Raw genomic sequence first — 21,839 nt, forward strand, 5'->3', positions numbered from 1 at the left:
ACGACAATCTTAAATTTATCGTGAGAGCGGGTTATCGAGCTATTTGATGCACCCGACAGTTTATTTTACCTAGACCCGCCTTATCTTGTAAAGAAGAAGTGTTACAGCTCTGGGAATTTTGTTAAAGAAAATTTGTCTTGAGTCTGAATGATTGTGATGCGGTTCGAGAGATCTTTAAGGATTTTGACTTTTTAGAAGTTGAGACCCTTTGGACATCAGGATTTACTAAAAAACCACCCCGAAAAGAACTCTTGATTCGTAATAATTAAGAGACATGTTAAAAATCCTATTCCCTTAACTTTATTAAGGTATCCCTCACTTAAAAAAACATATGTAAAATCAATAAATTATTATTCAAATAAAAAAAACGGTGCCCCCAGAGAGACTCGAACTCCCGACCCCCTGATTACAAATCAGGTGCTCTACCAACTGAGCTATAAGGGCGTAACTATGTAGCAGTTAGCACAAACTCACAAAAAGGAAAACAGAAAATTATCAATTTTTGTGTATATTAAAAGAAAATTATATAACAAATAAAAAATAATCAGCTCATTTCTTTTTTAACACTTTTTACAGCAACGTTGGAATTATCCTTATGTTAATATTTTATAGAACCTATGATGAAAATTCACTATTTCGCTATTGAACTTACGAATCTGAAGACATGGACTGATGAGCAAGGTATTTTTCTAGCCAGTGGATATTATAATTACCATCAGCAACATCTTGATTATTAATAAGATCGCGAAAAAGAGGTAGTGTAGTTTTTATCCCATCGACGACAAATTCATCTAAAGCACGCCGTAAGCGCATCATACATTCTAAACGGGTACGTCCATGAACAATCAGCTTTCCAATCATGCTATCATAGTAAGGAGGAATACGATAACCTGAATAAGCGCCTGAATCAACACGAATCCCTAAACCTCCAGGTGTATGAAAATGTGTAATGGTTCCAGGTGATGGCGTAAAATTAATGGGATCTTCTGCATTAATACGGCATTCAATGGCATGACCAGAAAAACAGACTTCATCTTGTGTCACTGAAAGTTTACAGCCTGATGCAATATGGATTTGTTCGTGGACTAAATCTATACCTGTAATTGCTTCAGTTACAGGATGCTCGACTTGTAAACGTGTATTCATTTCAATAAAATAAAATTCGCCATTTTCATAAAGAAATTCAATAGTACCCGCTCCACGATATCCAAGTTGGGCACAAGCATTTGCAACAATACTTCCAATTTTTTTCCGTTCAGTTTCATTAAGTGCAGGTGACGTAGCTTCTTCCCATACTTTTTGATGTCGTCGTTGAAGTGAACAATCGCGTTCTCCTAAATGAATAGCATTTCCCGCACCATCACCTATGACTTGAATTTCAATATGACGGGGTTTTTCTAAATATTTTTCTATGTAAACAGCGTCATCACCAAAAGCAGCTTTCGCTTCTGAACGCGTTGTCTTGAGAGCTATAGAAAATTCTTGTTCAGAATGAACGACTTTCATACCACGTCCGCCACCACCGGCAGAAGCTTTTATAATAACCGGATAACCAATTTCACGAGCAGTGCGTAAAGCATCTGATTCTTCAGTGACTGCTCCATCTGAACCTGGAACTACAGGAATACCAAGTTTTTTGGCGGTTTTCTTTGCTTCGATTTTATCGCCCATGATTCGGATATGAGTAGCTGTTGGACCGATGAATGTAATATCATGGGCTTCTAGAACATCTGCAAATTTTGCATTTTCAGAAAGAAAGCCATAACCTGGATGAACAGCATCCGCTCCTGTAATTTCACAAGCAGCAATAATTTGCTGAATACTCAAATAAGAATCGCGAGCAGGAGGAGGGCCAATACAAACACTTTCGTCAGCAAGACGAACATGCATTGCATCTGCATCAGCGGTAGAGTGAACAGCCACGGTTTTTATGCCAAGTTCTTTACATGCACGTAAAACGCGAAGAGCAATTTCTCCTCGATTAGCAATGAGGATTTTTCGAATCATGGTTGCCCCTCGCTTTATTCAACAACAATAAGTGGTTCACCAAATTCAACAGGTTGACCATCTTTGACAAGAACAGTGGTTACCGTACCGGAGCGCGGTGATGAAATTTGATTCATTGTTTTCATGGCTTCAATAATAAGTAATGTCTCCCCTTCAGAAACATTTTGTCCTACTTCTACAAAAGGTTGTGCGCCTGGTGAAGGTGCAAGATAGGCTGTTCCAACCATTGGAGAGGTTATTGTGTTTTTTGATTTATCTTCTTGGATAGAGTGTATAGGAGATTCAGCTGTTGGAACTGGAGAAGATGTTACAGAAAAAGTAGGAGTAGAAACAGGAGCATAGATCGCTTGCTCGGAAGAAGTTGAGGTATTTTGGCGTGAGACACAAATACGAAGCTCCCCTTGTTCAACTTCAATGTTCGTTAAATTTGTATCATTCAAAATTTCAGCAAGATCACGAATAATGTTCGTATCAATTGCGGTATATTTTGCCAAATCCATTTTTTTTGTTGCCATTTTATTTCTAACTCCTTGATCAATGAAGATCGTCATTATTTCGTTTTATGACAGAATATCTCTAGATTAGGGATGATATCTTTTGAAGCTTTAAAGATATTTATTTCCTTTAAATTCATTATATTTTGCAATTTTAAACTCGTATCTGCTTTACGCAAAATTGCATTTATAAGCCTGTTGTCAAAAAAGAGAAAGCATAAAATTACCTCATTTACAGTATTCTTCCTAAAACTAATCAGGTATAGAATAGGGTATTTACTGTGTATTATCTATCGCTTGTTTTAGAATATCTTGTCTGGCTGCGCCGATGAATATTTTATTACCAATGATATAAGAAGGTGTTCCCGTAATATGAAGTGTAGAGGCAATGTGAATATTTTCTTTAAAAGCTTTTTGCAGATTAGGGTCTTTTATTGCATTACGGAGTTTTTTTTCATCTGCTCCTAATGAAACAGCTATTTTTATAGCTTTAGCTTCATTTGCGCGCCCTTGATGCATTAAAAGCTTTTTATGAAACTGAGGATATTTTTCTGGAAATTGTTTTCGAAATGCGTAAGCAACGGTATGAGCCGCCATAGAATCAGATCCCAAAATCGGTAAATCCTTGATAATAACCCGTAGATCTGGATATTCTTTTATCAAGTCTTCTATATCTGAATAGGCACTTTTACAAAATCTGCAATTGTAATCAAAAAAATCAACAAGTATTTTTTTACCATTTGGATTCCCCAAAACAGCGTCATGAGGAGAGTGAAAAATTTCCTTTTCTAATAAATGAATAATTGAGCTTTGACTTTCGTCTTCATTTTGTTTTTCCAGCTTATCTTGAAGGATAAGCTGCATTTCAATCAAAACTTCTGGATGAGTAAGAAGATACTCTCTAACAATTTGTTGAATATGCTGAGAATCAGTATGCGGTGTCATTTTTTCTTTAAGCTTAGATAAAAAGCTAGAATCTTCTAAAAGTTGTGCTTTAAGTTTTTCTAAGCTTAAATGATTGGTTACTGTCTGCTGTGATGTTGCGTTTGATAAAGAAGGTAAAAAGGTTAAAATACTCAACATAACTGGGACTAAAATTTTTGAAACAAGTGTTATTTTCGAGTTTTCAGGTTGATGAGTCATCTGTATACCTTTACATTTTCTATTGTGTCATTGAGTAAACTATATGAAAAGCGTTCTCTATGTGCAATAAAGCATTTAGCTATGTATGTATTCTCAAATGATAAAAAACATTAATTTTTCTCTAAAAAGCTTTCATATGATGTACATTTGCAAAGATTATATTGCCTACAGGATAAAAAATCCTCTCTTTAATTTGTCAAATGTTGTTTTGATGTATAAGGGTATAAAAAGCTTTTTGTGCGTGTTTATTTTAGGAAATAAGTACGTTGATAATACAATGAAGAACACTTGTATTATTTTTTCCTGTTGCTTTATTGAGGACTGAGAAACAAAATTAAATAATGAAAAGTGAAATTATGAAAACCACAACACATTATGAACTGTTTATCATTGGGGGAGGGATAAACGGGTGTGGATTGGCAAGAGATGCAGCTGGACGCGGTTTTAAAGTAGGATTAGCTGAAATGAAAGATCTTGCATCAGGGACTTCAAGTGCATCAACAAAACTTATTCACGGTGGTCTTCGTTATCTTGAACATTATGAGTTCAAACTTGTTCGTGAAGCACTCAAAGAACGCGAGATCATTTTACGTATAGCTCCACATATTGTACGTCCTTTACGTTTTCTTCTTCCTTATCATAAAGAATTGCGTCCTGCTTGGATATTGCGTTTTGGACTTTTTATTTATGATTATTTAGGGAACTGGAATCAGAAATTGTGGCGCAGTAAAACGATTAATTTTTCAAAAAAGTTTTGCTCTACACTGAAAAAAGAATATCAGAGAGGTTTTGAATATTCTGATGCAAGAGTAGATGATGCGCGTTTAGTCATTGCCAATGCTCGTGATGCAGAAAAGTGGGGAGCTGATATAAAAGTACGGACAAAAGTTCTATCTTTAAAAAGAGAAGACAAAAAATGGCGTATCTTTCTTCAAGACAAGTTAAGCGGTAAAGAATATAATGTCACTGCTTCTTATGTTGCGAATATGACAGGACCTTGGATTGATCATGTTTTGGAAAGCGTATTAGACTGTAAAGAACATACGCCAATACGGCTTGTTAGAGGTTCTCATATTTTGGTTCCCAAACTTTATACTCATGATCGTGCTTATATTTTTCAAAATGGTGATGGGCGTATTATATTTGCTATTCCATATCAAGAAGAGTTTACCTTGCTTGGAACAACAGATTGTAATTATCAAGGAGATCCGGCTGACGTTCATATTACTGATAAAGAAATTGATTATATTTGTGCAGCAGCCAGTGAATATTTCATACAACCAGTATTACCTGAAACGATTGTCTGGTCTTACTCTGGAGTTCGTCCACTCTATGATGATGGAGCTTCAAAAGCACAAGAAATTACGCGCGATTATGTTTTAAAAGAAATGGGAACAGGAACGACACCAAAGATACTTAATCTTTATGGTGGAAAGATTACAACTTATCGTAAGTTAGCTGAAGATGCGATGAAATTTGTTGAAAAAGCACTTGGTAAAAAGGGAGCATCATGGACGGCTAAGGCAGTACTTCCAGGGGGAGATTTCCCCTATAACAAATTAGATACAATCGAAAATAGGATTGCTCTTTTAATGCCAGATTTAGATGTTTTTACACATCGCAGGCTTGCACGCTCCTACGGTACAGAAGCATTGCTGATCTTTGCACATGGTAAGGCAAATAAAGGAAAAAATTTTGGACATGGGCTTTATGAAGTAGAAGTAAAATGGTTGATGGAAAAAGAATGGGCTAAAGTATGTGAAGATGTGTTATGGCGTCGTTCAAAACTGGGGCTCCTATTTAATGAACAAGAGGTTGATACTCTTTCTTCCTATATGCAAAGCCAACAAGAGATTGAACAACGTTTATGATCATTTCATTTTACAGATTTTATCTGCAATATTGTAAATATTTTCCTTCAAGAGATACTGATATCAGTTATAGATATTAAAAAGGCAATGGCTGTCTATACCCTGATTTTAGTTTTTTTTTGCAAGAATCACAAAATGGCAAAATTAGATAGAATATTTAAGATGAAATTTGTCTATTTTATAAAGTGAAATCTAAGAATATTACCAAAAAGAACTCATTGATAAAAAATGATTTATAATTAGATTCGTATGAAATAAGGTTTTTTCTTCTTTAGGAGAAGATAAAGCTACTTTCTTTAGCGTTTATTTGCACAATGAGTTAAAAAATCTAAAGAAAATTAAATCGATCATGAAAAATTGTATAATGTGTTAGTTTAGCATTTATTATCTTAAACGCTGTACTAAATCATGTAAGGGGAGAGACTTGAAGAGCGTAAGAAGAACTTATAAATGAGTTTTTTATATTATAGTAAAAATCTTCTTTTTTCATGTTTATATACCTGAACACTAATCTATGAGAAATGCGATATTGTGTTTTGGCATGATTGATTGTAGTAAACCTTGATATCAATTGAAAATAATGAGCTGTTATTATACTCATGATAGTATAAGAGAATAAAATTTTCCGTAAACTAAAAGTAAGTATTTTTCTATGTATAAAGAGAGAGCTATAGGGACATGAGAGTAATACCCTCATGATATTTTACAACCTTCCATCGCCTATAAAATTTGCAGTAGCACCAATGTTGGACTGGACAGACCGACATTGCAGGTTTTTTTATCGTCTTTTAACGAAAAAAGCTCTCCTTTATACGGAAATGATGGTAGCAGATGCTGTCATTCATGGTGTTCGTGAACAATTGTTGGCTTTTAGCGACAAAGAACGTCCAGTTGCATTACAATTAGGGGGGGCAGATCCGAAAAAGTTAGCAGAAGCTGCACGAATTGCTGAGGATTTTGGCTATAACGAAATAAATCTCAATGTTGGTTGTCCATCAAATCGTGTTCAAGCAGGTGTCTTTGGAGCTTGTTTGATGCTACATCCAGACATTGTGGCAAATGCCGTAGAAGCAATGAAACAAGAGGTTACTATACCTGTAACTGTCAAATGTCGGATTGGAGTGGACGAACAAGATGAAGAATTAGCATTAGATCTTTTGGCTAATCAAGTTTGGAATGCTGGATGTGATGCGCTCTGGATACATGCACGCAAGGCATGGCTACAAGGATTGAGTCCGAAAGAAAATCGCAATATTCCGCCCCTTAATTATGAAAGGGTTTACAAATTAAAACGTCAATATCCTCATAAATTCATTGGGATAAATGGTGGAATTAAATCGATTGATGAGACCAAAGAACACTTAACTTTCTGTGATGCTGTCATGGTTGGTCGCCAAGTTTATCATGATCCAACTTTGTTAAAACATATTGATTTTGAACTCTATGGTGAGTCGCAGAATAGTCTAAGTGAGAGTGATCTTATTGAGGTTATGTGTGATTATGCAGCTCGACATATTGCATCGGGGGGACGGCTTTCTCATGTGACGCGTCACATGATTGGTTTATTTCATGGGCGGGGTGGGGCACGTCGATGGCGGCAAATACTATCAAATGATGCGATAAAACCAAACGCAGATATATGTACTTTAAAAGAAGCTTTTTATGCTCTCATTTAATAACAGTCAGACAATTAACATATATTGAAGTTGAGATCCTTTGCGTTTTGATTTCTTTGCGATAATTTTGATCCCTTTAATTTTATAAGTTTTTGAAAGTTTATAACTTTTATTATGAATAAGAATGTTAGAATTTATATATTAAACGGCATGCTGATTATGCCTATTAAATAAAAAATAGTTTAAGGGTATCACTGTAAAGGTAGTCATAAGATATTAATAACATTTTGAATCTTGCACGTTTGTTATTGGGGTAGAAAATAGAATGTAGAAATTATTGCTTTCATAGTATTTAACATTTTTAAAGCACTGTTAAAAAAACAATAAATTATTCATATCCTGTATATATGACGTGATTTTCATAAACATTGTAGATTTTAAAAGGTATCCTTATGATCGCTAGTCCATTTGATGATTTTCGTGCTTTGCTTACAAATTTACCTGTTGCTGATGAGTTTTCTATAATTTTGGCAAAAAAACGGCAAAAAAACTTAACAAAAGAGCAAGGAACATTGGGAAAACTAGGAGATATTGCTGTTTGGTATGCGGGGTGGAGAGGTACAGAAAAACCTATAGTAACGCGACCTTTGGTTGCTATTTTTTCTGGAAACCATGGTATTGTAGAGGAGAATATTACACCATTTCCACAATCTATGACACAAAAAATGGTACAAAATTTTGCATCTGGCGGTGCTGCTATCAACCAAATTTGTATCGCTTATGATCTGGGATTAAAAATTTTTGATTTAGCATTGGAATATCCAACAATGAATATTACCAAGGATGCTGCAATGGACGAGAGAAGTGCAGCTGCTACAATGGCATTTGGAATGGAATCCATTGCTGGTGGAACAGATCTTTTATGTATTGGTGAAATGGGAATTGGAAACACAACAATAGCTTCAGCTTTATGTTTAGCATTGTTTGGTGGAGACGTTGAAGAGTGGACAGGACATGATATAGAATCGGAGGGTGATTTTTATCAGCGTAAAATAGCAGCGGTTAAGGCAGCAGTTTCCTTGCATAAGGAGCATTTAAATGATCCTTTTGAGATAATGCGTCGCTTAGGAGGACGTGAAATTGCTGCTATGGTTGGTGCTATTTTAGCGGCAAGAATGGAAAAGATACCCGTTATTTTAGATGGTTTTGTGGCAACAGCAGCGGCAGCGGTCCTTTATAAAATACATCCAAAAGCTCTTGATCATACTCTCGTTGGACATGTTTCTTCTGAAAAAGTCCATCGTAAACTTTTACAAAAAATTGGCAAAGAACCACTTCTAGATTTGGGGATGCGTCTTGGTGAAGGGACAGGAGCAGCTATGGCAGCTGGTATTGTCAAAGCTGCTGTTTTAACTCATGCACAAATGGCGGTTTTGGAACAAGAAAGTTTGAATGCCTAAAAGATCATAAGACGGATATAAAAAATCTTAAGAGCTTTGTTCATGCGTCTTGTCGTGTAATTTAATATAATTAAGTGGAAGTTCTGTTGTATATTTAATCTGTTCCATTGCGAAAGAAGAAGAGACATCACGGATGTCAATTTTAGAAATTAATTTTTTATAAAAAAGATCATAAGCTTCAATGTTGGGCACAACAACACGCAATAAATAGTCAATATCTCCACTCATTCGATAAAATTCAATGACTTCACGGAATTCTTGCACAATTTTTGAAAAACGCTTAAACCATTCATGACTATGTGTATTTGTGCGAATAGACACAAAAACAGTGACGTGTGCGTTTACTTTTTCTGGAGAAAGAACAGCAACACGACGTTGAATGACGCCATCTTCTTCAAGTTTTTGAATCCTACGCCAGCAAGGAGTGGTCGAAAGTCCCACTTTTTTAGCAATATCAGCAACAGAAAGTGTCGCATTTTCTTGCAAAAGATGTAAAATTTTTCGGTCAAGACGATCCATATTTTTTCTCAATATTTTAATTTATAAAAATTTACGCACTAAACGACGCAGATATACAATAAGCTCATCGTTAAACCATGGATTTTTCTGTAACCAAGAAGTATTTCGCCATGACGGATGAGGCAAAGGCATAACATTATAGCCTCGAGGTTGAGGAATGGAAAGAATATTTCTCCAATCACCAACAGTTGCAGAAACGGTTTTATGTTTTAATTCTGTAATGTGCCACTTTTGCGCATAACGACCAATGGCAAGAACAAGCTTTATTTGAGGCATTGCCTGAAATATCTTTTCATGCCATATTTCTCGACATTCACATCTTGGTGGTAAATCAGCTTTATTTTTGTCATAACCTGGAAAACAAAATCCCATAGGAACAATAGCAAAGAGAGATTTATTATAAAATTCTTCTTTTGTAACACCCAGCCAATTACGCAATCTTTCGCCCGAACGATCATTAAAAGGGATAGAAGTTTCATGAACACGCAATCCTGGTGCTTGGCCTGCAATTGCAATCGAAGCAGTATCGGATAAATAAACGACAGGGTTTGGTTCATGAGGAAGAGGAGGAAAATAATGGGGTTGTTGGACGCAAACACGACAGGAATAGATCTCTTTTTCAAGTTTGATAATTGGGCTATATTGTTTCATTAGTAAATAAAATTAAAAAATATTTTTCTTATTCTGTGCGAGGATTTGCTTTGCGCCATTCTTTTGGTCGTTGAAAACTTGATGCCCATATTCCTTTCTTTTTCCTTCTCGCTTCTTGCTCTTCTTTGGGGTATTCATAATAATTTACAGCCCAACCATTCTGTACAAGTGTTGCGTTGATATTGCTAACTTGTTTTGTTTTACATGTTGCAAGAATACGGCGATATTTATCTGTTTTTTGCCAGTGACATATAACAGTTTGATTTTTTAATAATTGTTCTAAATATTTCTTTGCCTCAAGCCCACAAGGGTAGCGTGCTTCCTTTTTTCCACAAAATTGGTGGAGTTCAGGAGCATCAATTCCAGCTAGTCGAATCTTAATTGAAGAAATCATAATGGTATCGCCATCAATGATTAAAGCATTTCCTTTAACAGAGTTTTGAGAAGAAAATTTTTCTTTTTGAGGCAACTGCTGAGTTTTCTTAAAGTAAGTTGACATAATGATAAGAATGCTGGCAGCGACAAAAATACTGAAACCGATAACTTTTAGATTAAAGATTCTTAGATTAAAATGAGAAAAAGATTTTTTCATGAAATAAAGAAACTGCTAACATTACTATAACTCTATTTTAGTATTGTTTATAATTCATCCGAGAAGCTTTATTCATATGACGAAACAATATCTCGTTTTAATGACAAAATTTTCGTTAGATATCACAATAATCAAATACTCATGCAGAATATATGTAAGCAACTTAAATAATAAATCAACTTAATCCAAATCCGTACAAAACGTACAAAGTTTAAAGTAAACTTTTTAAACTTAAGGAAATAAAAAAACACCCCTCAAAAAATAACTTTGAAGAGCAATACTCCCACATTTCTTTTGGAGTATAAAATCTATCAATTCAATAATAATTTTATTTATTTAATTTTTGTTTCTTTAAATTCAACGTGCTTTTTTACAACTGGATCATATTTACGCTTGCTCATTTTATCTGTCATTGTGCGGCTGTTTTTCTTTGTTACATAGAAAAAACCAGTATCTGCAGTTGATAAAAGCTTGATCTTAATGGTTGCTGCTTTAGCCATAATGTAAATACCCTATTTATACTGAAAAAATATTATTGCTTTCAAAACTTATTTCCGACATCATCAGATTTTCCGGCAACACTACGGATGTTCTCAAAAAAGTCAAGAGCTGATTAATTTTCTCATCAGTTGGATAAATACCAAAATGACATATAAACCGAAAAAAACAGCCATAGCTATTGAAAAACCAAAAGGATTAAAAATATCCATGGATTTTCCAATAAAGGTTGGCCCGATGAGCATACCAATTCCATAGCAAAAAATAAAGGCAGAATTAGCAGCAGCAAGTTCTTGGCCCTTAAGACGTGCTCCTAGATGTGCCAGAGCAATTGTATAAAGGCTAGCTGATACACCACCAAGAAGGAACAGATCAAGCATTAGAACCCATGGATATTGAGTGATCCATGGTACCATAAAAGTTCCCACAAGACCTAGGATAGCACAACTTATTAGTGGATAACGTCGATCTTTGGCATAGTCGCTTATAATGCTGATAGGAATTAAGAGCAAAACATTCCCAAGTGCAAGCGTTGCCATAAAGTGTGCTGCTTCATGCTCATTATAGCCAATGGATAAAGTAAAGGGTGTTATAAGAGTTAATGCGCCCATTTGAATAGCACCGTAAACAAACACTGCCATCATGGCACTTGGAACATAAAAAAGATAACGAAAAAATGGCGTATATTGGCTTTTTTGAAATTCTGGACTTAATTTCCAAGCCGCAAGAATTGGGATAACAGCAAGTATAATAAGGCTATAGCCAACAGCAAAAGGAATAAAGCCTTGTGTTCCCACTTTTGCTAGCAACGTTGGACCTACCGCAAACCCTAATCCTAAAACAATAGCATAAATGGAAAGAACCAAGCTACGTTTTTTAGGGGGAGCACAACTGTTGATCCAAAACTCTGACAGGATAAACATAACTGTCATAGTGAAATGTAATATAAACCTTAAAATGAACCAAACCCATAAGGGGTCGAAAAAATAGAATCCTAAAAAACTTAAAGATCCTATAGCCATCATAAGCAATATTGTTTGAGAAATTCCTAAGCATAAGGCGATTCGAGACGTAAAAATAGCTGCAATAATTGTGGCGATTCCACCAACAGTTCCACTATAGCCGATTGTACTGTTGGAAAGTCCTTTTTCTGCCATAAGAAAAGAGACAAGTTGTGTTCCCATTCCCAATGCTGTTCCAACGGTACCAATGGTTGCAATAGCTGCAATAATGGCACGCAAAGAATTATTTTGAGAGTCAAAAGCTTTTTTTTTCATGAGAATGACTTAAGATACTTTTGTTTATTCGAATAATAAAAAGGTGTGCTGAAATGAAAAAAGCCCAAGCTCTCTTTTGCAGATTTTCTCACCTATTAAGTATAAAAAACCTGCAAGATTTTTATAAAATTACTATATTTATAAAATAAATCACATACCTTTATATACTAAATAAAACATAAAAATAATATAAATACTACATATTATAGGTCTTTTCTTAGCTTTAAGTCATTATTATTTATATGCTTTTAAAGAGAGAAACAAGAGGTTTAATTATTTTTAATAAAGATTTTTAGACTTTAAAATAAAAAATAATACAACGAAAATTATAAAAATGTTTTTTACTTTTTATTTTTAATTAATTTTTTCTTTTCCCATAAAAAGTATATTTTTGTTTTTTTAATTTGTTTTTATGGTAGGATGTCGGTGAAAATTTTATTGGACGAGGTTTTGTTAAGAGCTCAAAGCATAAAGCGCCAGCAAAAGGTTGTACCGTTATAAGTTTTACTTCTACAACATCACTGAGTTGATAGCCTTTATGGCTACGCTGTCCTACAAGAACATGTTGTGCTTCATCAAAATGATAATAATCATTTTTAAGTGTAGAAATATGGACAAAACCATCTGTATTGAGTTTATCAAGTGAGATAAAAAGACCTGCTTTTGTAACTCCGGAAATGCGACCTGTAAAAATACGACCGATTTTATTCGTTAAATAGTGAGCAACAAGCCGATCAATCGTTTCTCTTTCAGCTACCATCGCACGGCGCTCATATAAAGAAATTTGCGTAGCAATTTCTGCAAGATTTTGTTCTTGTGTCTCTGTTAATTGATCATTTCCTAATTTGAGAGCTTTAATGAGTGCTCGATGAATAATGAGATCAGCATAACGACGGATTGGTGATGTAAAATGTGTATAGTTCTGCAAGTTCAAACCAAAATGGCCACTATTTTTAGGGTTGTACTCTGCTTGTGATTGTGAACGCAAAATAACTTGATTGACTAGTTCTTGTTGTTGAGTATGAGCGACCTTTTCTAAAATTCTATTAAGACGTGCTGATGTCAGTTCTGCACTTCGAGCGAGTGATATTCCTAAACTTTGAAGAAAATTCCGCAATATTTCTTGCTTGGCAAGAGAGGGTTTCTCATGAATACGGTAGATGAGGGGCTGATGATGTTCTTTTAAGGTTTCAGAAGCTGCAATATTTGCTTGTATCATAAACTCTTCAATCAAACGATGTGCTTCTAGATGTTCTTCACTCACAACATCTTGGATGCATCCATTTTGATCAAGAATAATCTTTTTTTCTGTTATTTCTAATTCTAGTGGTTGTCGAAGATTTCGCGCAGCTTTAAGGCATGCATAGGCTTCCCATAAGGGGTGTAAGATATTCTCAAGTAAAGGTGCATTTTTTTCATTGATATGTTCTTTTCTTGCCAATTGCACTTCTTGATAAGAAAATTTAGCTCTTACCCGCATCATAATACGATGAAAACTATGTTTTCGTTTATTACCGTTTGCATCAAAAATCATACGAACTGCTAAAGCTGGCCGTTCTTTTCCTTCACGTAGAGAACATAAATCATGAGAAAGGCGTTCAGGCAGCATTGGCACAACAGTATCGGGAAAATAAACAGAATTTCCGCGTTTCAATGCTTCTTTATCTAAAGCACTTCCTGTTTTGATATAGTAAGAAACATCTGCGATGGCTACAATAATAATCCAACCATCATTGTTTGCTGGATCCTTATCCTTGGTTGCATAAACTGCATCATCATGGTCTTTTGCATCTGGTGGATCAATTGTAATAAAGGGTAATTGTCGCCAATCTTCACGATTATCCATATTGGCAGCTTTGATATGTTTGGCTTGCTCAAGAACACTTTCAGGAAAAATATAAGGAATTCCTTTCGAAAGAAGCGCTATCATTGAGAGTGTTTTCTCACTCTTAATGTGCCCTAAAACATTCTTTATTTTTGCGCTCTTTAATCCGTAACCAGTATTTTTTTTTATTTCGACTTCAACGAGATCACCCGTTTCAATCTTCATTTCTGGAGACATTTCAACAATAAGTTCATTGGTTTTGCGGTCTATAGGATCAAGGCGCCATTGATTATTTTCCAATTTTCGTACAATAGCAAATGCGCTTTTGGGAGATACATCAATTTTACGAATAATTCGTCCCGTATAAGGATGGCTTGAGCTTTCAGAATTTTTATTTCGAAAAACTTTTACAAGAATATGATCTCCAACACCAATATTACTTCCTTTTATGTGATGAAAAGAGTGTATTTCAATATTGGGCTTTGGAGAATCTTCCCATTCAAGAGGTTGTGCAATAAAACTTCCATCTTTATCACGTCCGCTAATTTTTACTAAAGTAACAGGAGGTAATTTTCCTTTGTTTATTGCTCTTTTGCGGTGTTTAGATATAAGATTTTGATCCTTCAACTCACGTAACATATCTCTAAGCAAAATACGAGAATCACCTTTTAAGTTAAAAGCTTTGGCGATTTCTCGTTTACTTGAGTGGTTAGGATTCTCAATTATAAAGGAAAGAATTGCTTCCTTATTGGGAAAAGTTTTCCCCTTGAATGAAGAGAGATATTTTATGTTTTTTTCACCTTTAGCCAAAATTTATATCTCTTTTATTTTTGCTTTTGTTTTAGAAGAAGCTCTTTTTGAAGTTGTTTTTTTACTCGATGCTTTAGCCGATATAAGTTCTAGTGCCTCTGGAAGTGTTACACTAATGGGATCTTTATCTTTTGGCAATGTTGCATTAATTTTACCCCAATTGACATAAGGACCATAACGCCCGTTGCGCACGGTAATGGTTCCTCCTTCGGGATGCTCTCCTAATGTTGCCAATGCTTCAGGTGTTGTTCTGCTTTGCCTGGTTTTGTTTTCTTGTTGTTCTGCTAATACTGTAACAGCGCGATTGATACCAATATCAAAAACTTCATCTGCATGAAGAAGGCGCGCAGATTTTCCGTTATGGCTAAGATAGGGACCATATCGTCCAATCGTAGCCGTGATTGTTTTTCCGGTTTCAGGATGAATGCCAATTTCACGGGGAAGGGATAGTAAAGCCAAGGCTTTATCAAGGGTTACATTTTCTGCCTGCCATTCTTTTGGTAGTCCTGCACGCTTAACTTCTTTGCTTTCACCAAGTTGAATATAGGGACCAAAGCGGCCATTACGAAGAGAGATCTCTTTTCCTGTTTCAGGGTCAATACCAAGTATAACAGGTTCATCATTGCGTATAGCTTCATTCTCTTCTCCAGTATCTGTACCAAGTTGGCGTGTGTATTTACATTCGGGATAATTGGAACAACCAACAAAAGCACCATAACGCCCAAGTTTTAATGATAATTGACCATTTTTACAAAGAGGACAGGAACGTACATCACTTCCATCTTCGCGTTCAGGAAAAGCGAGAGGTGCTAATGTTACATTTAAAGCATCAAGAACATTAGTTATACGGAGTTCTTGGATATTGATAATAGATGCATTAAATCCATCCCAAAAATCTCGCAATACGTCTTTCCAAGAAAGTTTGCCATCAGAGATAAGATCCAGCTTTTCTTCAAGATCTGCTGTGAAACCATATTCTACATAGCGATTAAAAAAATTTTCAAGAAAGGCTGTAACAATACGTCCCTTAGCATCGGGAATAAGCTTTCGTTTATCAATGACAATATATCCACGGTCACACAATGTCGCCAATGTGGATGCATAAGTTGAAGGACGACCAATTCCTAACTCCTCAAGCTTTTTAATTAATGAAGCTTCAGAATAACGAGAAGGGGGCTCTGTGGTATGTTGTATAGATTCAACTTTTTCTTTTGTCAGTGCTTCACCAGTGTTTATTTGTGGTAAACGTGTTGATTCATTTTCTTCATTATTTTCTTCGTCTCGTTGATCCGTGTAGACGGAAATAAAGCCATCAAAGCGAATAACAGATCCTGTTGCTCGTAGATTTGCATGGTTTTCTCCTTGTTGTGCTTCAATTTCAACAGTTGTACGTTCAATTTCAGCAGAACGCATTTGGCTGGCAATAGCACGCTTCCATATTAGCTCATAGAGCTTTGCTTGATCGCTATCGAGAAAATTACGGACTTGACTAGGATTGCGTTGAAAATCTGTTGGACGGATCGCTTCGTGTGCTTCCTGTGCATTTTTTGCCTTTGTTGAATAAAAACGTGGCTTTTCAGGAATATAGTCTCTTCCGAAAGTTTCATGAATAACTTTTCTTGCTGAATCAATAGCCTCAGGTGCTATTTGCACACCATCGGTACGCATATAAGTAATAAGCCCTGCCGTTTCACCGTTAATTTCAATGCCTTCATAAAGCTTTTGGGCAATTTGCATAGTGCGAGAAGCTGAAAATCCTAATTTTGAAGAAGCTGCTTGTTGTAGTGTGGAGGTTGTAAATGGAGGAAAAGGATTTCTCTTTGTAGGTTTTGCTTCAACACTGAGTGTATGGTATTGGGCTTGCTCCAACATAAAGCGAATTTGGTCTGCTTGTTCTTGAGATTGAATATCAAGCTTGCCTATTTTTCTTTGATTAAACATTGTCAATCTTGCTTGGAAACTATCATTTCGGATGGTTTTTAACTGTGTTGTAATGGACCAATAATCTTCTTTGATAAAATGTTCTATTTCTGATTCACGATCACAAATAATACGCAAAGCAACCGATTGAACGCGTCCTGCTGAACGCGCACCAGGAAGTTTACGCCATAAAACAGGTGAAAGTGTAAAACCAACGAGATAATCAAGAGCACGACGCGCAAGATAAGCATCTACAAGCGATGTATCAATATCACGTGGATTGTTCATAGCATCAAGCACAGACTTTTTGGTGATGGCATTGAAAACAACTCTTTTAATAGGTTTATCTTTTAAAACTTTTTTTTGACGGAGAACATCCAGAATATGCCATGAAATAGCTTCCCCTTCACGATCAGGGTCTGTTGCTAATATAAGGCTATCGGCTTCTTTAACAGCTTTTGCTATTTCATTTAAACGTTTAGCGGCAGCAGAATCTATATCCCATTTCATAGAAAAATCTTGATCCGGTAAAACAGAACCATCTTTTGCAGGCAAATCACGAACATGTCCAAATGATGCGACAACTTTGTATTGAGACCCAAGATATTTATTAATTGTTTTTGCTTTTGCTGGAGATTCAACGATAACGATATTCATAATTTTACCCAAATATTGAAATAAAAATTTTTTTATAAACGCCTTTCACGCGAATAGCTAATGCCAATTACTTAAGAGCACATAAAAAAATATTAGCCATATAAAAAACATGAATATTGTACAACTTATGATTGTCATTATTAGAGTACACCCTATATAGAATTACACGATTTATTTTCCACTGTTATTACAAAAACATACGGCGAAATACTAAAATAACGTCTATTGAGAGGTAGGAGGGGAAATGCTCAAGGATAGAGGATTATGTTTATAAATCATTTAAAAGTTATCCAATATATTACAGACATGTCAAAGCAAATGAATCAGATGGCGCGTCAGGCGCACAGTCCGCTTTTAGCATTGCTTTTGGATATGGTTGCCAAAGAAGGGCAAAGCATTATTAATAGTGCTGAGGCTCTTGGGGAAGATCAAGATTCGACAATGACACACAACCACCAGAGTGTCGAATAAGCTTTCCAGCAAGGTCGAGTTCTACCAACAAGAGGTAGAGAGCTGGGAGTGAAACACCTGAGTGGATACTGAGTGTGTCTAAATCGATTGGCGTTGTTGAAAGAGCGGAGAGAACTGCTGCGCGTGCTGCATCATCATCTGCTAAAGAGAGGCTGTTGTTTTTTTTATCTGCTAAATTAAAATTCTCCTTTTCAAGTTGTAAAGAGGATGGTTCCTCAAAAAAATTGAGTTGGGAATTTGGAAGCGGTGAAATTAATGGCGTAAGTGTTTCTATGATGTCAGAAGGATGTGTGGTGAGTAGAGCTCCGTCTTTGATAAGATTGTTGGTACCAACAGATCTTGGATCAAGTGGAGAACCGGGAATGGCAAAAATTAACCGTCCCATTTCAGCTGCTTGACGTGCGGTAATTAAGGACCCTGAGCGCAGGGCTGCCTCTACAACCAAGAGACCAAGTGACAAAGCTGCAATAATACGGTTTCTTCTTGGAAAATCGATAGCACGCGGCTGCCAAGAAATGGGCATTTCGCTGATGATGGCTCCACCGTTGGCAATAATATCTTCATGCAACTTTTTATTTTCAGGAGGATAGATATGATCAATTCCTCCAGCCATGACTGCAACAGTTCCTGTTTTTAAACTTGCTTGATGCGCAACACTATCAATTCCACGAGCAAGCCCAGAAATTGTTACAAAGTCTGCTTCTCCGAGAAAACGCGCAAATTGAGCCGTAAGCTTTTTTCCCGCAGCTGAAGCATTTCGAGAACCTATAATTCCAATAGAAGTTTTTTGAAAAATTGCAACATTACCTTTGATAGCAATAAGCGGCGGAGGAGCTTCTGTAACCTTAAGAAAAGCTGGATAATCTGGTTCTCCTATACCGATAAACCGGACATCTAATCTTTCAGCTTCTTGCATTTCTTTTTCTGCATCTTCTAAGCTTGCTATTTTAATAGATACAGAACCACCACCTTTTCTACTAAGCTCTGACAGCGCTGCCAGAGCATTTTCTGCTGTTTTATAATGATCAATGAGATTGCGAAAACTAACAGCTCCAATATTTTCACTGCGCAATAACCGTAACCAGCTTAGACGTTGACGATCAGTAAGCAGGATTCCTTTATTTATCTCCGTTTTTCGTACCAATCTTATTTTCTTCCCCAATTAATAATCTACCGATATTTGCATAATGTTTTATGAAAACAAATATGCTCATCATAATCAGCATACAACAGAAATAAGAAGCGGAAAAATAAAAAACAAATACCGGTGTGATCGTAACAGCAATAAGCGCAGATAATGAAGAATAACGCATGAGAAGAAAAATCGCACTCCATACAATAATAAAAATAATTGCTGCAGGCCAATAGATTCCTAAGCACACCCCTAGATAGGTAGCAACACCTTTGCCGCCTTTAAATTTAAGCCATACGGGGAAAAGATGTCCTAAGAAAACAAAAAAGCCTGCTAGAGAAATAAGAATACTATTGTCTAGCGGATCACTAAAAAATTTTGTAACGAAAACAACGATAGTTCCTTTTAACATATCACAAAGAAGTGTTAGAGCAGCAAGCTTTTTATTTCCTGTTCGTAAAACATTTGTTGCTCCAATATTGCCGGAACCGATTGTTCTTATATCACCAAATTTGAACAATTTCGTAAAAAGAAGCCCAAATGGAATCGAGCCAATGAGATAAGATATGAGGAAAATAAACCATGGAGTGAACTGAAAAAATATTTCTGCTTCATTCATTAAGAATCTCATTAAGTTTGTTGATCAAGTTTAAAAACGTTTTTCCCTTTCACAAAAGTCTGGAGCACGCGTCCTTGAAAACGTGCATTCTCAAAAGGGGTATTTTTTGAATGTGAATAGAGCTTCTCTTTTGAAACAACCCATGGTTCTTCAAGATCAACCACAATAAGGTCTGCATGAGTACCTTTTTTGAGTGTTCCTGCATTGAGTCCAAAGAGCTTTGCAGGCGCCGTTGACAAAAGTTCCGTTATCCGTAGAAGAGATAAGCTCTCATCATGATAGAGGCGTAAAGCTGCGCTCAATAAGGTCTCCATACCAATAGCGCCAACTGCCGCGTCATTAAATGGTAAATGTTTTTTGTCAATACTCTGAGGATCATGAGAAGAGACAACAACATCTATAGTCCCATCCTTTATTGCTTCAATCATTGCTATACGGTCTTCTTCTGTACGCAATGGGGGCATTAAGCGAAAAGAGGTGCGATATTCACCAATGTCATTTTCATTGAAAGATAAATGATTAATAGATACACCCGCTGAAATTTTCTCACTGCGTTTTTTACCTAAACGAAGTGCATCAGCAGAGAGTGCTGTCGATATTTGAGCAGCATGATAGCGTGTTTGCGTTAATACTGCTAATCGCAGATCTCTTTCAAGTGGGATAACTTCTGCTTCGCGTGGGATGCCAGAAAGACCAAGCCAACTGGCAAGCAGTCCTTCATTCATCACACCTTGCCCTGTAAGATCTTTATCTTGCGTTTCATGCATCAATGGAACATCAAAATCGCGTGCATAACTCATTGCCCGTCGCATAACAGATGAATTTTGAAGTGTTTTTTTTCCTTCACTAAAAGCAACAGCCCCTGCATCCTTGAGCAAACCAAATTCAGTTATTTCTTGTCCATTGAAACCTTGTGTGATGGCAGCAACAGGATAAATATTGACCGATGACATTTCCTGTGCTGTATGCGTAATAAATTTAATCAGAGCAATATTATCAATGACTGGGTGCGTGTCTGGCATCATCAAAAAGGAAGTAATACCACCTGCTGCGGCCGCTTGACTTGCTGATGCAATTGTTTCACAATGTTCATTCCCTAATTCTCCAACAAAAACGCGCGCATCAACAAGTCCAGGGAGAATTGCTTTGTTTTGTGCGTTAATAACTTCTGCTTCTTCAGGAAATCCTTGATTCAGAGCCTCTTTTCCAGCGGCTATAATTCGTCCATTTTCAATAATAACTGTACCAATTTCATCGATTGCGCGCGAAGGATCAATAATACGAGCATTTTGAAAAACAACTGGTTTTATCATTTTTTTTCTCCACTGATCTTTGCGCGTGAATCTAATAGAGCCTCCATGACAGCCATACGCACTGCAATTCCCATTTCTACTTGTGTATGAATCATACTTTGTGGTCCATCTGCTATATCGGATGCAATCTCCACACCACGGTTTATTGGTCCAGGGTGCAGAATAATAGAATCATTTTTGGCATAGGCTAAATTTTCTTTATGTAAGCCAAAATAATGGAAATATTCACGCGTAGAAGGAATAAAAGATCCTGTCATCCGTTCATGCTGTAAGCGCAACATCATGATAACGTCAGCATTTTTAAGACCTTCTTTCATCGTGTTAAAAACCTCAACACTCATATGAGCGATTTCTGCGGGTAAGAGTGTTGAAGGAGCAACAGCACGAACACGAGCACCCAAAGCATTGAGACACAGGATATTGGAACGGGCAACACGTGAGTGTAAGATATCTCCGCAAATCGCAACAGTTAATCCTTCAATACGACCTTTTGTCCTTTTAATGGTTAGAGCATCTAATAAAGCTTGGGTTGGATGTTCATGAGCACCATCACCTGCATTAATAACACAACAATCAACTTTTTGTGCTAATAAAGCTGCCGCTCCTGCACTGTTATGGCGAAAAACCAGTATATCTGGCTTCATCGCATTGAGAGTTATAGCTGTATCAAGTAATGTTTCTCCTTTTTTTACAGATGAGTTGCCGATCGCAAGACTCATCACGTGTGCACCTAGCCTTTTACCCGCTAATTCAAAAGAAGATTGTGTTCGCGTAGAGGCTTCAAAAAAGAGATTAATTTGAGTCCGTCCATGCAAAGTAGATTTTATTTTATCAATTTTGTTAGAAAGGATAACATTTGCTTCTGCACGATCAAGCAATGTATTAAGATCTTGTACACTTAGATCTTTAATAGCTAAAAGATGTTGATGAGGGAAAAGTGGAAAAAAATTATCTTGCATCATAG

18 protein-coding genes, 1 tRNA gene and 1 pseudogene are annotated in these 21,839 nt (G+C 36.2%); 5 read left to right on the forward strand and 15 right to left on the reverse strand.

Annotated elements, in window-relative coordinates; translation table 11 throughout:
- A pseudogene (locus tag ACFIMW_RS04335) lies at nucleotides 1-269 on the forward strand (DNA adenine methylase); the annotation flags it as partial.
- 102 nt (nucleotides 270-371) lie between these two features.
- Here ACFIMW_RS04335 and ACFIMW_RS04340 read toward each other — a convergent pair.
- The 4 genes from ACFIMW_RS04340 to ACFIMW_RS04355 form a co-directional block, all read right to left on the reverse strand.
- Nucleotides 372-444 (reverse strand) — tRNA-Thr (locus ACFIMW_RS04340).
- Nucleotides 445-648: 204 nt separating this feature from the next.
- Complete coding sequence (gene accC / locus ACFIMW_RS04345) at nucleotides 649-2,007, reverse strand: acetyl-CoA carboxylase biotin carboxylase subunit (protein WP_375608339.1); 1,359 nt, start codon at nucleotides 2,005-2,007, stop codon at nucleotides 649-651.
- A gap of 14 nt (nucleotides 2,008-2,021) precedes the next feature.
- The gene (gene accB / locus ACFIMW_RS04350; protein ID WP_375608340.1) at nucleotides 2,022-2,522 is read right to left on the reverse strand and encodes an acetyl-CoA carboxylase biotin carboxyl carrier protein; all 501 of its coding nucleotides are present in this window, start codon (nucleotides 2,520-2,522) and stop codon (nucleotides 2,022-2,024) included.
- A gap of 255 nt (nucleotides 2,523-2,777) precedes the next feature.
- On the reverse strand, nucleotides 2,778-3,644 hold the full coding sequence (locus ACFIMW_RS04355; RefSeq protein WP_375608341.1) for a DsbA family protein: 867 nt from the start codon (nucleotides 3,642-3,644) through the stop codon (nucleotides 2,778-2,780).
- A 341-nt stretch (nucleotides 3,645-3,985) separates the two neighbouring features.
- Here ACFIMW_RS04355 and glpD point away from each other — a divergent pair, with 341 nt between their 5' ends.
- From glpD to cobT, 3 genes are all read left to right on the forward strand, one after another.
- Nucleotides 3,986-5,515 (forward strand): glycerol-3-phosphate dehydrogenase, encoded by a 1,530-nt coding sequence (glpD, locus tag ACFIMW_RS04360; protein ID WP_375606913.1) that lies wholly within the window; start codon nucleotides 3,986-3,988, stop codon nucleotides 5,513-5,515.
- Nucleotides 5,516-6,210: 695 nt separating this feature from the next.
- Nucleotides 6,211-7,191: a tRNA dihydrouridine(20/20a) synthase DusA gene (gene dusA, locus ACFIMW_RS04365; protein WP_375608342.1), complete on the forward strand. Its 981-nt coding sequence runs from the start codon at nucleotides 6,211-6,213 to the stop codon at nucleotides 7,189-7,191.
- A 392-nt stretch (nucleotides 7,192-7,583) separates the two neighbouring features.
- Nucleotides 7,584-8,591, forward strand: a complete 1,008-nt coding sequence (cobT, locus tag ACFIMW_RS04370; protein WP_375608343.1) for a nicotinate-nucleotide--dimethylbenzimidazole phosphoribosyltransferase — start codon at nucleotides 7,584-7,586, stop codon at nucleotides 8,589-8,591.
- A 27-nt stretch (nucleotides 8,592-8,618) separates the two neighbouring features.
- Here the strand turns inward: cobT and ACFIMW_RS04375 are convergent, their stop codons facing one another.
- The 7 genes from ACFIMW_RS04375 to topA form a co-directional block, all read right to left on the reverse strand.
- Entirely contained in the window at nucleotides 8,619-9,110 is a 492-nt protein-coding gene (locus ACFIMW_RS04375) for an Lrp/AsnC family transcriptional regulator (protein WP_375608344.1), read from the reverse strand.
- A 21-nt stretch (nucleotides 9,111-9,131) separates the two neighbouring features.
- Entirely contained in the window at nucleotides 9,132-9,761 is a 630-nt protein-coding gene (locus tag ACFIMW_RS04380) for a uracil-DNA glycosylase family protein (protein ID WP_375606909.1), read from the reverse strand.
- A gap of 28 nt (nucleotides 9,762-9,789) precedes the next feature.
- Nucleotides 9,790-10,353: a thermonuclease family protein gene (locus tag ACFIMW_RS04385; protein ID WP_375606908.1), complete on the reverse strand. Its 564-nt coding sequence runs from the start codon at nucleotides 10,351-10,353 to the stop codon at nucleotides 9,790-9,792.
- Between the two features lie 332 nt (nucleotides 10,354-10,685).
- Nucleotides 10,686-10,853 (reverse strand): 50S ribosomal protein L33, encoded by a 168-nt coding sequence (gene rpmG, locus ACFIMW_RS04390; RefSeq protein ID WP_004864083.1) that lies wholly within the window; start codon nucleotides 10,851-10,853, stop codon nucleotides 10,686-10,688.
- Between the two features lie 102 nt (nucleotides 10,854-10,955).
- Nucleotides 10,956-12,128 (reverse strand): MFS transporter, encoded by a 1,173-nt coding sequence (locus ACFIMW_RS04395; RefSeq protein WP_375606907.1) that lies wholly within the window; start codon nucleotides 12,126-12,128, stop codon nucleotides 10,956-10,958.
- A 358-nt stretch (nucleotides 12,129-12,486) separates the two neighbouring features.
- Nucleotides 12,487-14,763 (reverse strand): ribonuclease R, encoded by a 2,277-nt coding sequence (gene rnr, locus ACFIMW_RS04400; RefSeq protein WP_375608345.1) that lies wholly within the window; start codon nucleotides 14,761-14,763, stop codon nucleotides 12,487-12,489.
- 3 nt (nucleotides 14,764-14,766) lie between these two features.
- Nucleotides 14,767-17,340 (reverse strand): type I DNA topoisomerase, encoded by a 2,574-nt coding sequence (topA, locus tag ACFIMW_RS04405; RefSeq protein WP_375608346.1) that lies wholly within the window; start codon nucleotides 17,338-17,340, stop codon nucleotides 14,767-14,769.
- 264 nt (nucleotides 17,341-17,604) lie between these two features.
- Here topA and ACFIMW_RS04410 point away from each other — a divergent pair, with 264 nt between their 5' ends.
- Complete coding sequence (locus ACFIMW_RS04410) at nucleotides 17,605-17,811, forward strand: hypothetical protein (protein WP_005773510.1); 207 nt, start codon at nucleotides 17,605-17,607, stop codon at nucleotides 17,809-17,811.
- Here the strand turns inward: ACFIMW_RS04410 and dprA are convergent.
- Genes dprA through ACFIMW_RS04430 form a run of 4 tightly spaced genes read right to left on the reverse strand, consistent with a single transcriptional unit; the run spans nucleotide 17,741 to nucleotide 21,837 of the window.
- Nucleotides 17,741-18,973 (reverse strand): DNA-processing protein DprA, encoded by a 1,233-nt coding sequence (gene dprA / locus ACFIMW_RS04415; protein ID WP_375608347.1) that lies wholly within the window; start codon nucleotides 18,971-18,973, stop codon nucleotides 17,741-17,743. The two genes, ACFIMW_RS04410 and dprA, sit on opposite strands and share 71 nt — an antisense overlap.
- Entirely contained in the window at nucleotides 18,930-19,562 is a 633-nt protein-coding gene (plsY, locus tag ACFIMW_RS04420) for a glycerol-3-phosphate 1-O-acyltransferase PlsY (RefSeq protein WP_375606903.1), read from the reverse strand. Before plsY ends, dprA begins: the two co-directional genes overlap by 44 nt.
- A gap of 11 nt (nucleotides 19,563-19,573) precedes the next feature.
- On the reverse strand, nucleotides 19,574-20,875 hold the full coding sequence (locus ACFIMW_RS04425; protein ID WP_375606902.1) for a dihydroorotase: 1,302 nt from the start codon (nucleotides 20,873-20,875) through the stop codon (nucleotides 19,574-19,576).
- Nucleotides 20,872-21,837 (reverse strand): aspartate carbamoyltransferase catalytic subunit, encoded by a 966-nt coding sequence (locus tag ACFIMW_RS04430; protein ID WP_375608348.1) that lies wholly within the window; start codon nucleotides 21,835-21,837, stop codon nucleotides 20,872-20,874. Before ACFIMW_RS04430 ends, ACFIMW_RS04425 begins: the two co-directional genes overlap by 4 nt.
- Between the last annotated feature and the right edge of the window lie 2 nt (nucleotides 21,838-21,839).

It is taken from the genome of Bartonella sp. AC329YNZD, from assembly GCF_042196685.1.
Lineage (GTDB): Bacteria > Pseudomonadota > Alphaproteobacteria > Rhizobiales > Rhizobiaceae > Bartonella.

Excerpts from the sequence above, each read along its gene's own strand:
- accC (WP_375608339.1), bottom strand. The coding sequence starts at position 2,007 with ATGATTCGAAAAATCCTCATTGCTAATCGAGGAGAAATTGCTCTTCGC.
- accB (WP_375608340.1), bottom strand. The coding sequence starts at position 2,522 with ATGGCAACAAAAAAAATGGATTTGGCAAAATATACCGCAATTGATACG.
- ACFIMW_RS04355 (WP_375608341.1), bottom strand. The coding sequence starts at position 3,644 with ATGACTCATCAACCTGAAAACTCGAAAATAACACTTGTTTCAAAAATT.
- glpD (WP_375606913.1), top strand. The coding sequence starts at position 3,986 with ATGAAAAGTGAAATTATGAAAACCACAACACATTATGAACTGTTTATC.
- dusA (WP_375608342.1), top strand. The coding sequence starts at position 6,211 with ATGATATTTTACAACCTTCCATCGCCTATAAAATTTGCAGTAGCACCA.
- cobT (WP_375608343.1), top strand. The coding sequence starts at position 7,584 with ATGATCGCTAGTCCATTTGATGATTTTCGTGCTTTGCTTACAAATTTA.
- ACFIMW_RS04375 (WP_375608344.1), bottom strand. The coding sequence starts at position 9,110 with ATGGATCGTCTTGACCGAAAAATTTTACATCTTTTGCAAGAAAATGCG.
- ACFIMW_RS04380 (WP_375606909.1), bottom strand. The coding sequence starts at position 9,761 with ATGAAACAATATAGCCCAATTATCAAACTTGAAAAAGAGATCTATTCC.
- ACFIMW_RS04385 (WP_375606908.1), bottom strand. The coding sequence starts at position 10,353 with ATGAAAAAATCTTTTTCTCATTTTAATCTAAGAATCTTTAATCTAAAA.
- rpmG (WP_004864083.1), bottom strand. The coding sequence starts at position 10,853 with ATGGCTAAAGCAGCAACCATTAAGATCAAGCTTTTATCAACTGCAGAT.
- ACFIMW_RS04395 (WP_375606907.1), bottom strand. The coding sequence starts at position 12,128 with ATGAAAAAAAAAGCTTTTGACTCTCAAAATAATTCTTTGCGTGCCATT.
- topA (WP_375608346.1), bottom strand. The coding sequence starts at position 17,340 with ATGAATATCGTTATCGTTGAATCTCCAGCAAAAGCAAAAACAATTAAT.
- ACFIMW_RS04410 (WP_005773510.1), top strand. The coding sequence starts at position 17,605 with ATGTTTATAAATCATTTAAAAGTTATCCAATATATTACAGACATGTCA.
- plsY (WP_375606903.1), bottom strand. The coding sequence starts at position 19,562 with ATGAATGAAGCAGAAATATTTTTTCAGTTCACTCCATGGTTTATTTTC.
- ACFIMW_RS04425 (WP_375606902.1), bottom strand. The coding sequence starts at position 20,875 with ATGATAAAACCAGTTGTTTTTCAAAATGCTCGTATTATTGATCCTTCG.
- ACFIMW_RS04430 (WP_375608348.1), bottom strand. The coding sequence starts at position 21,837 with ATGATGCAAGATAATTTTTTTCCACTTTTCCCTCATCAACATCTTTTA.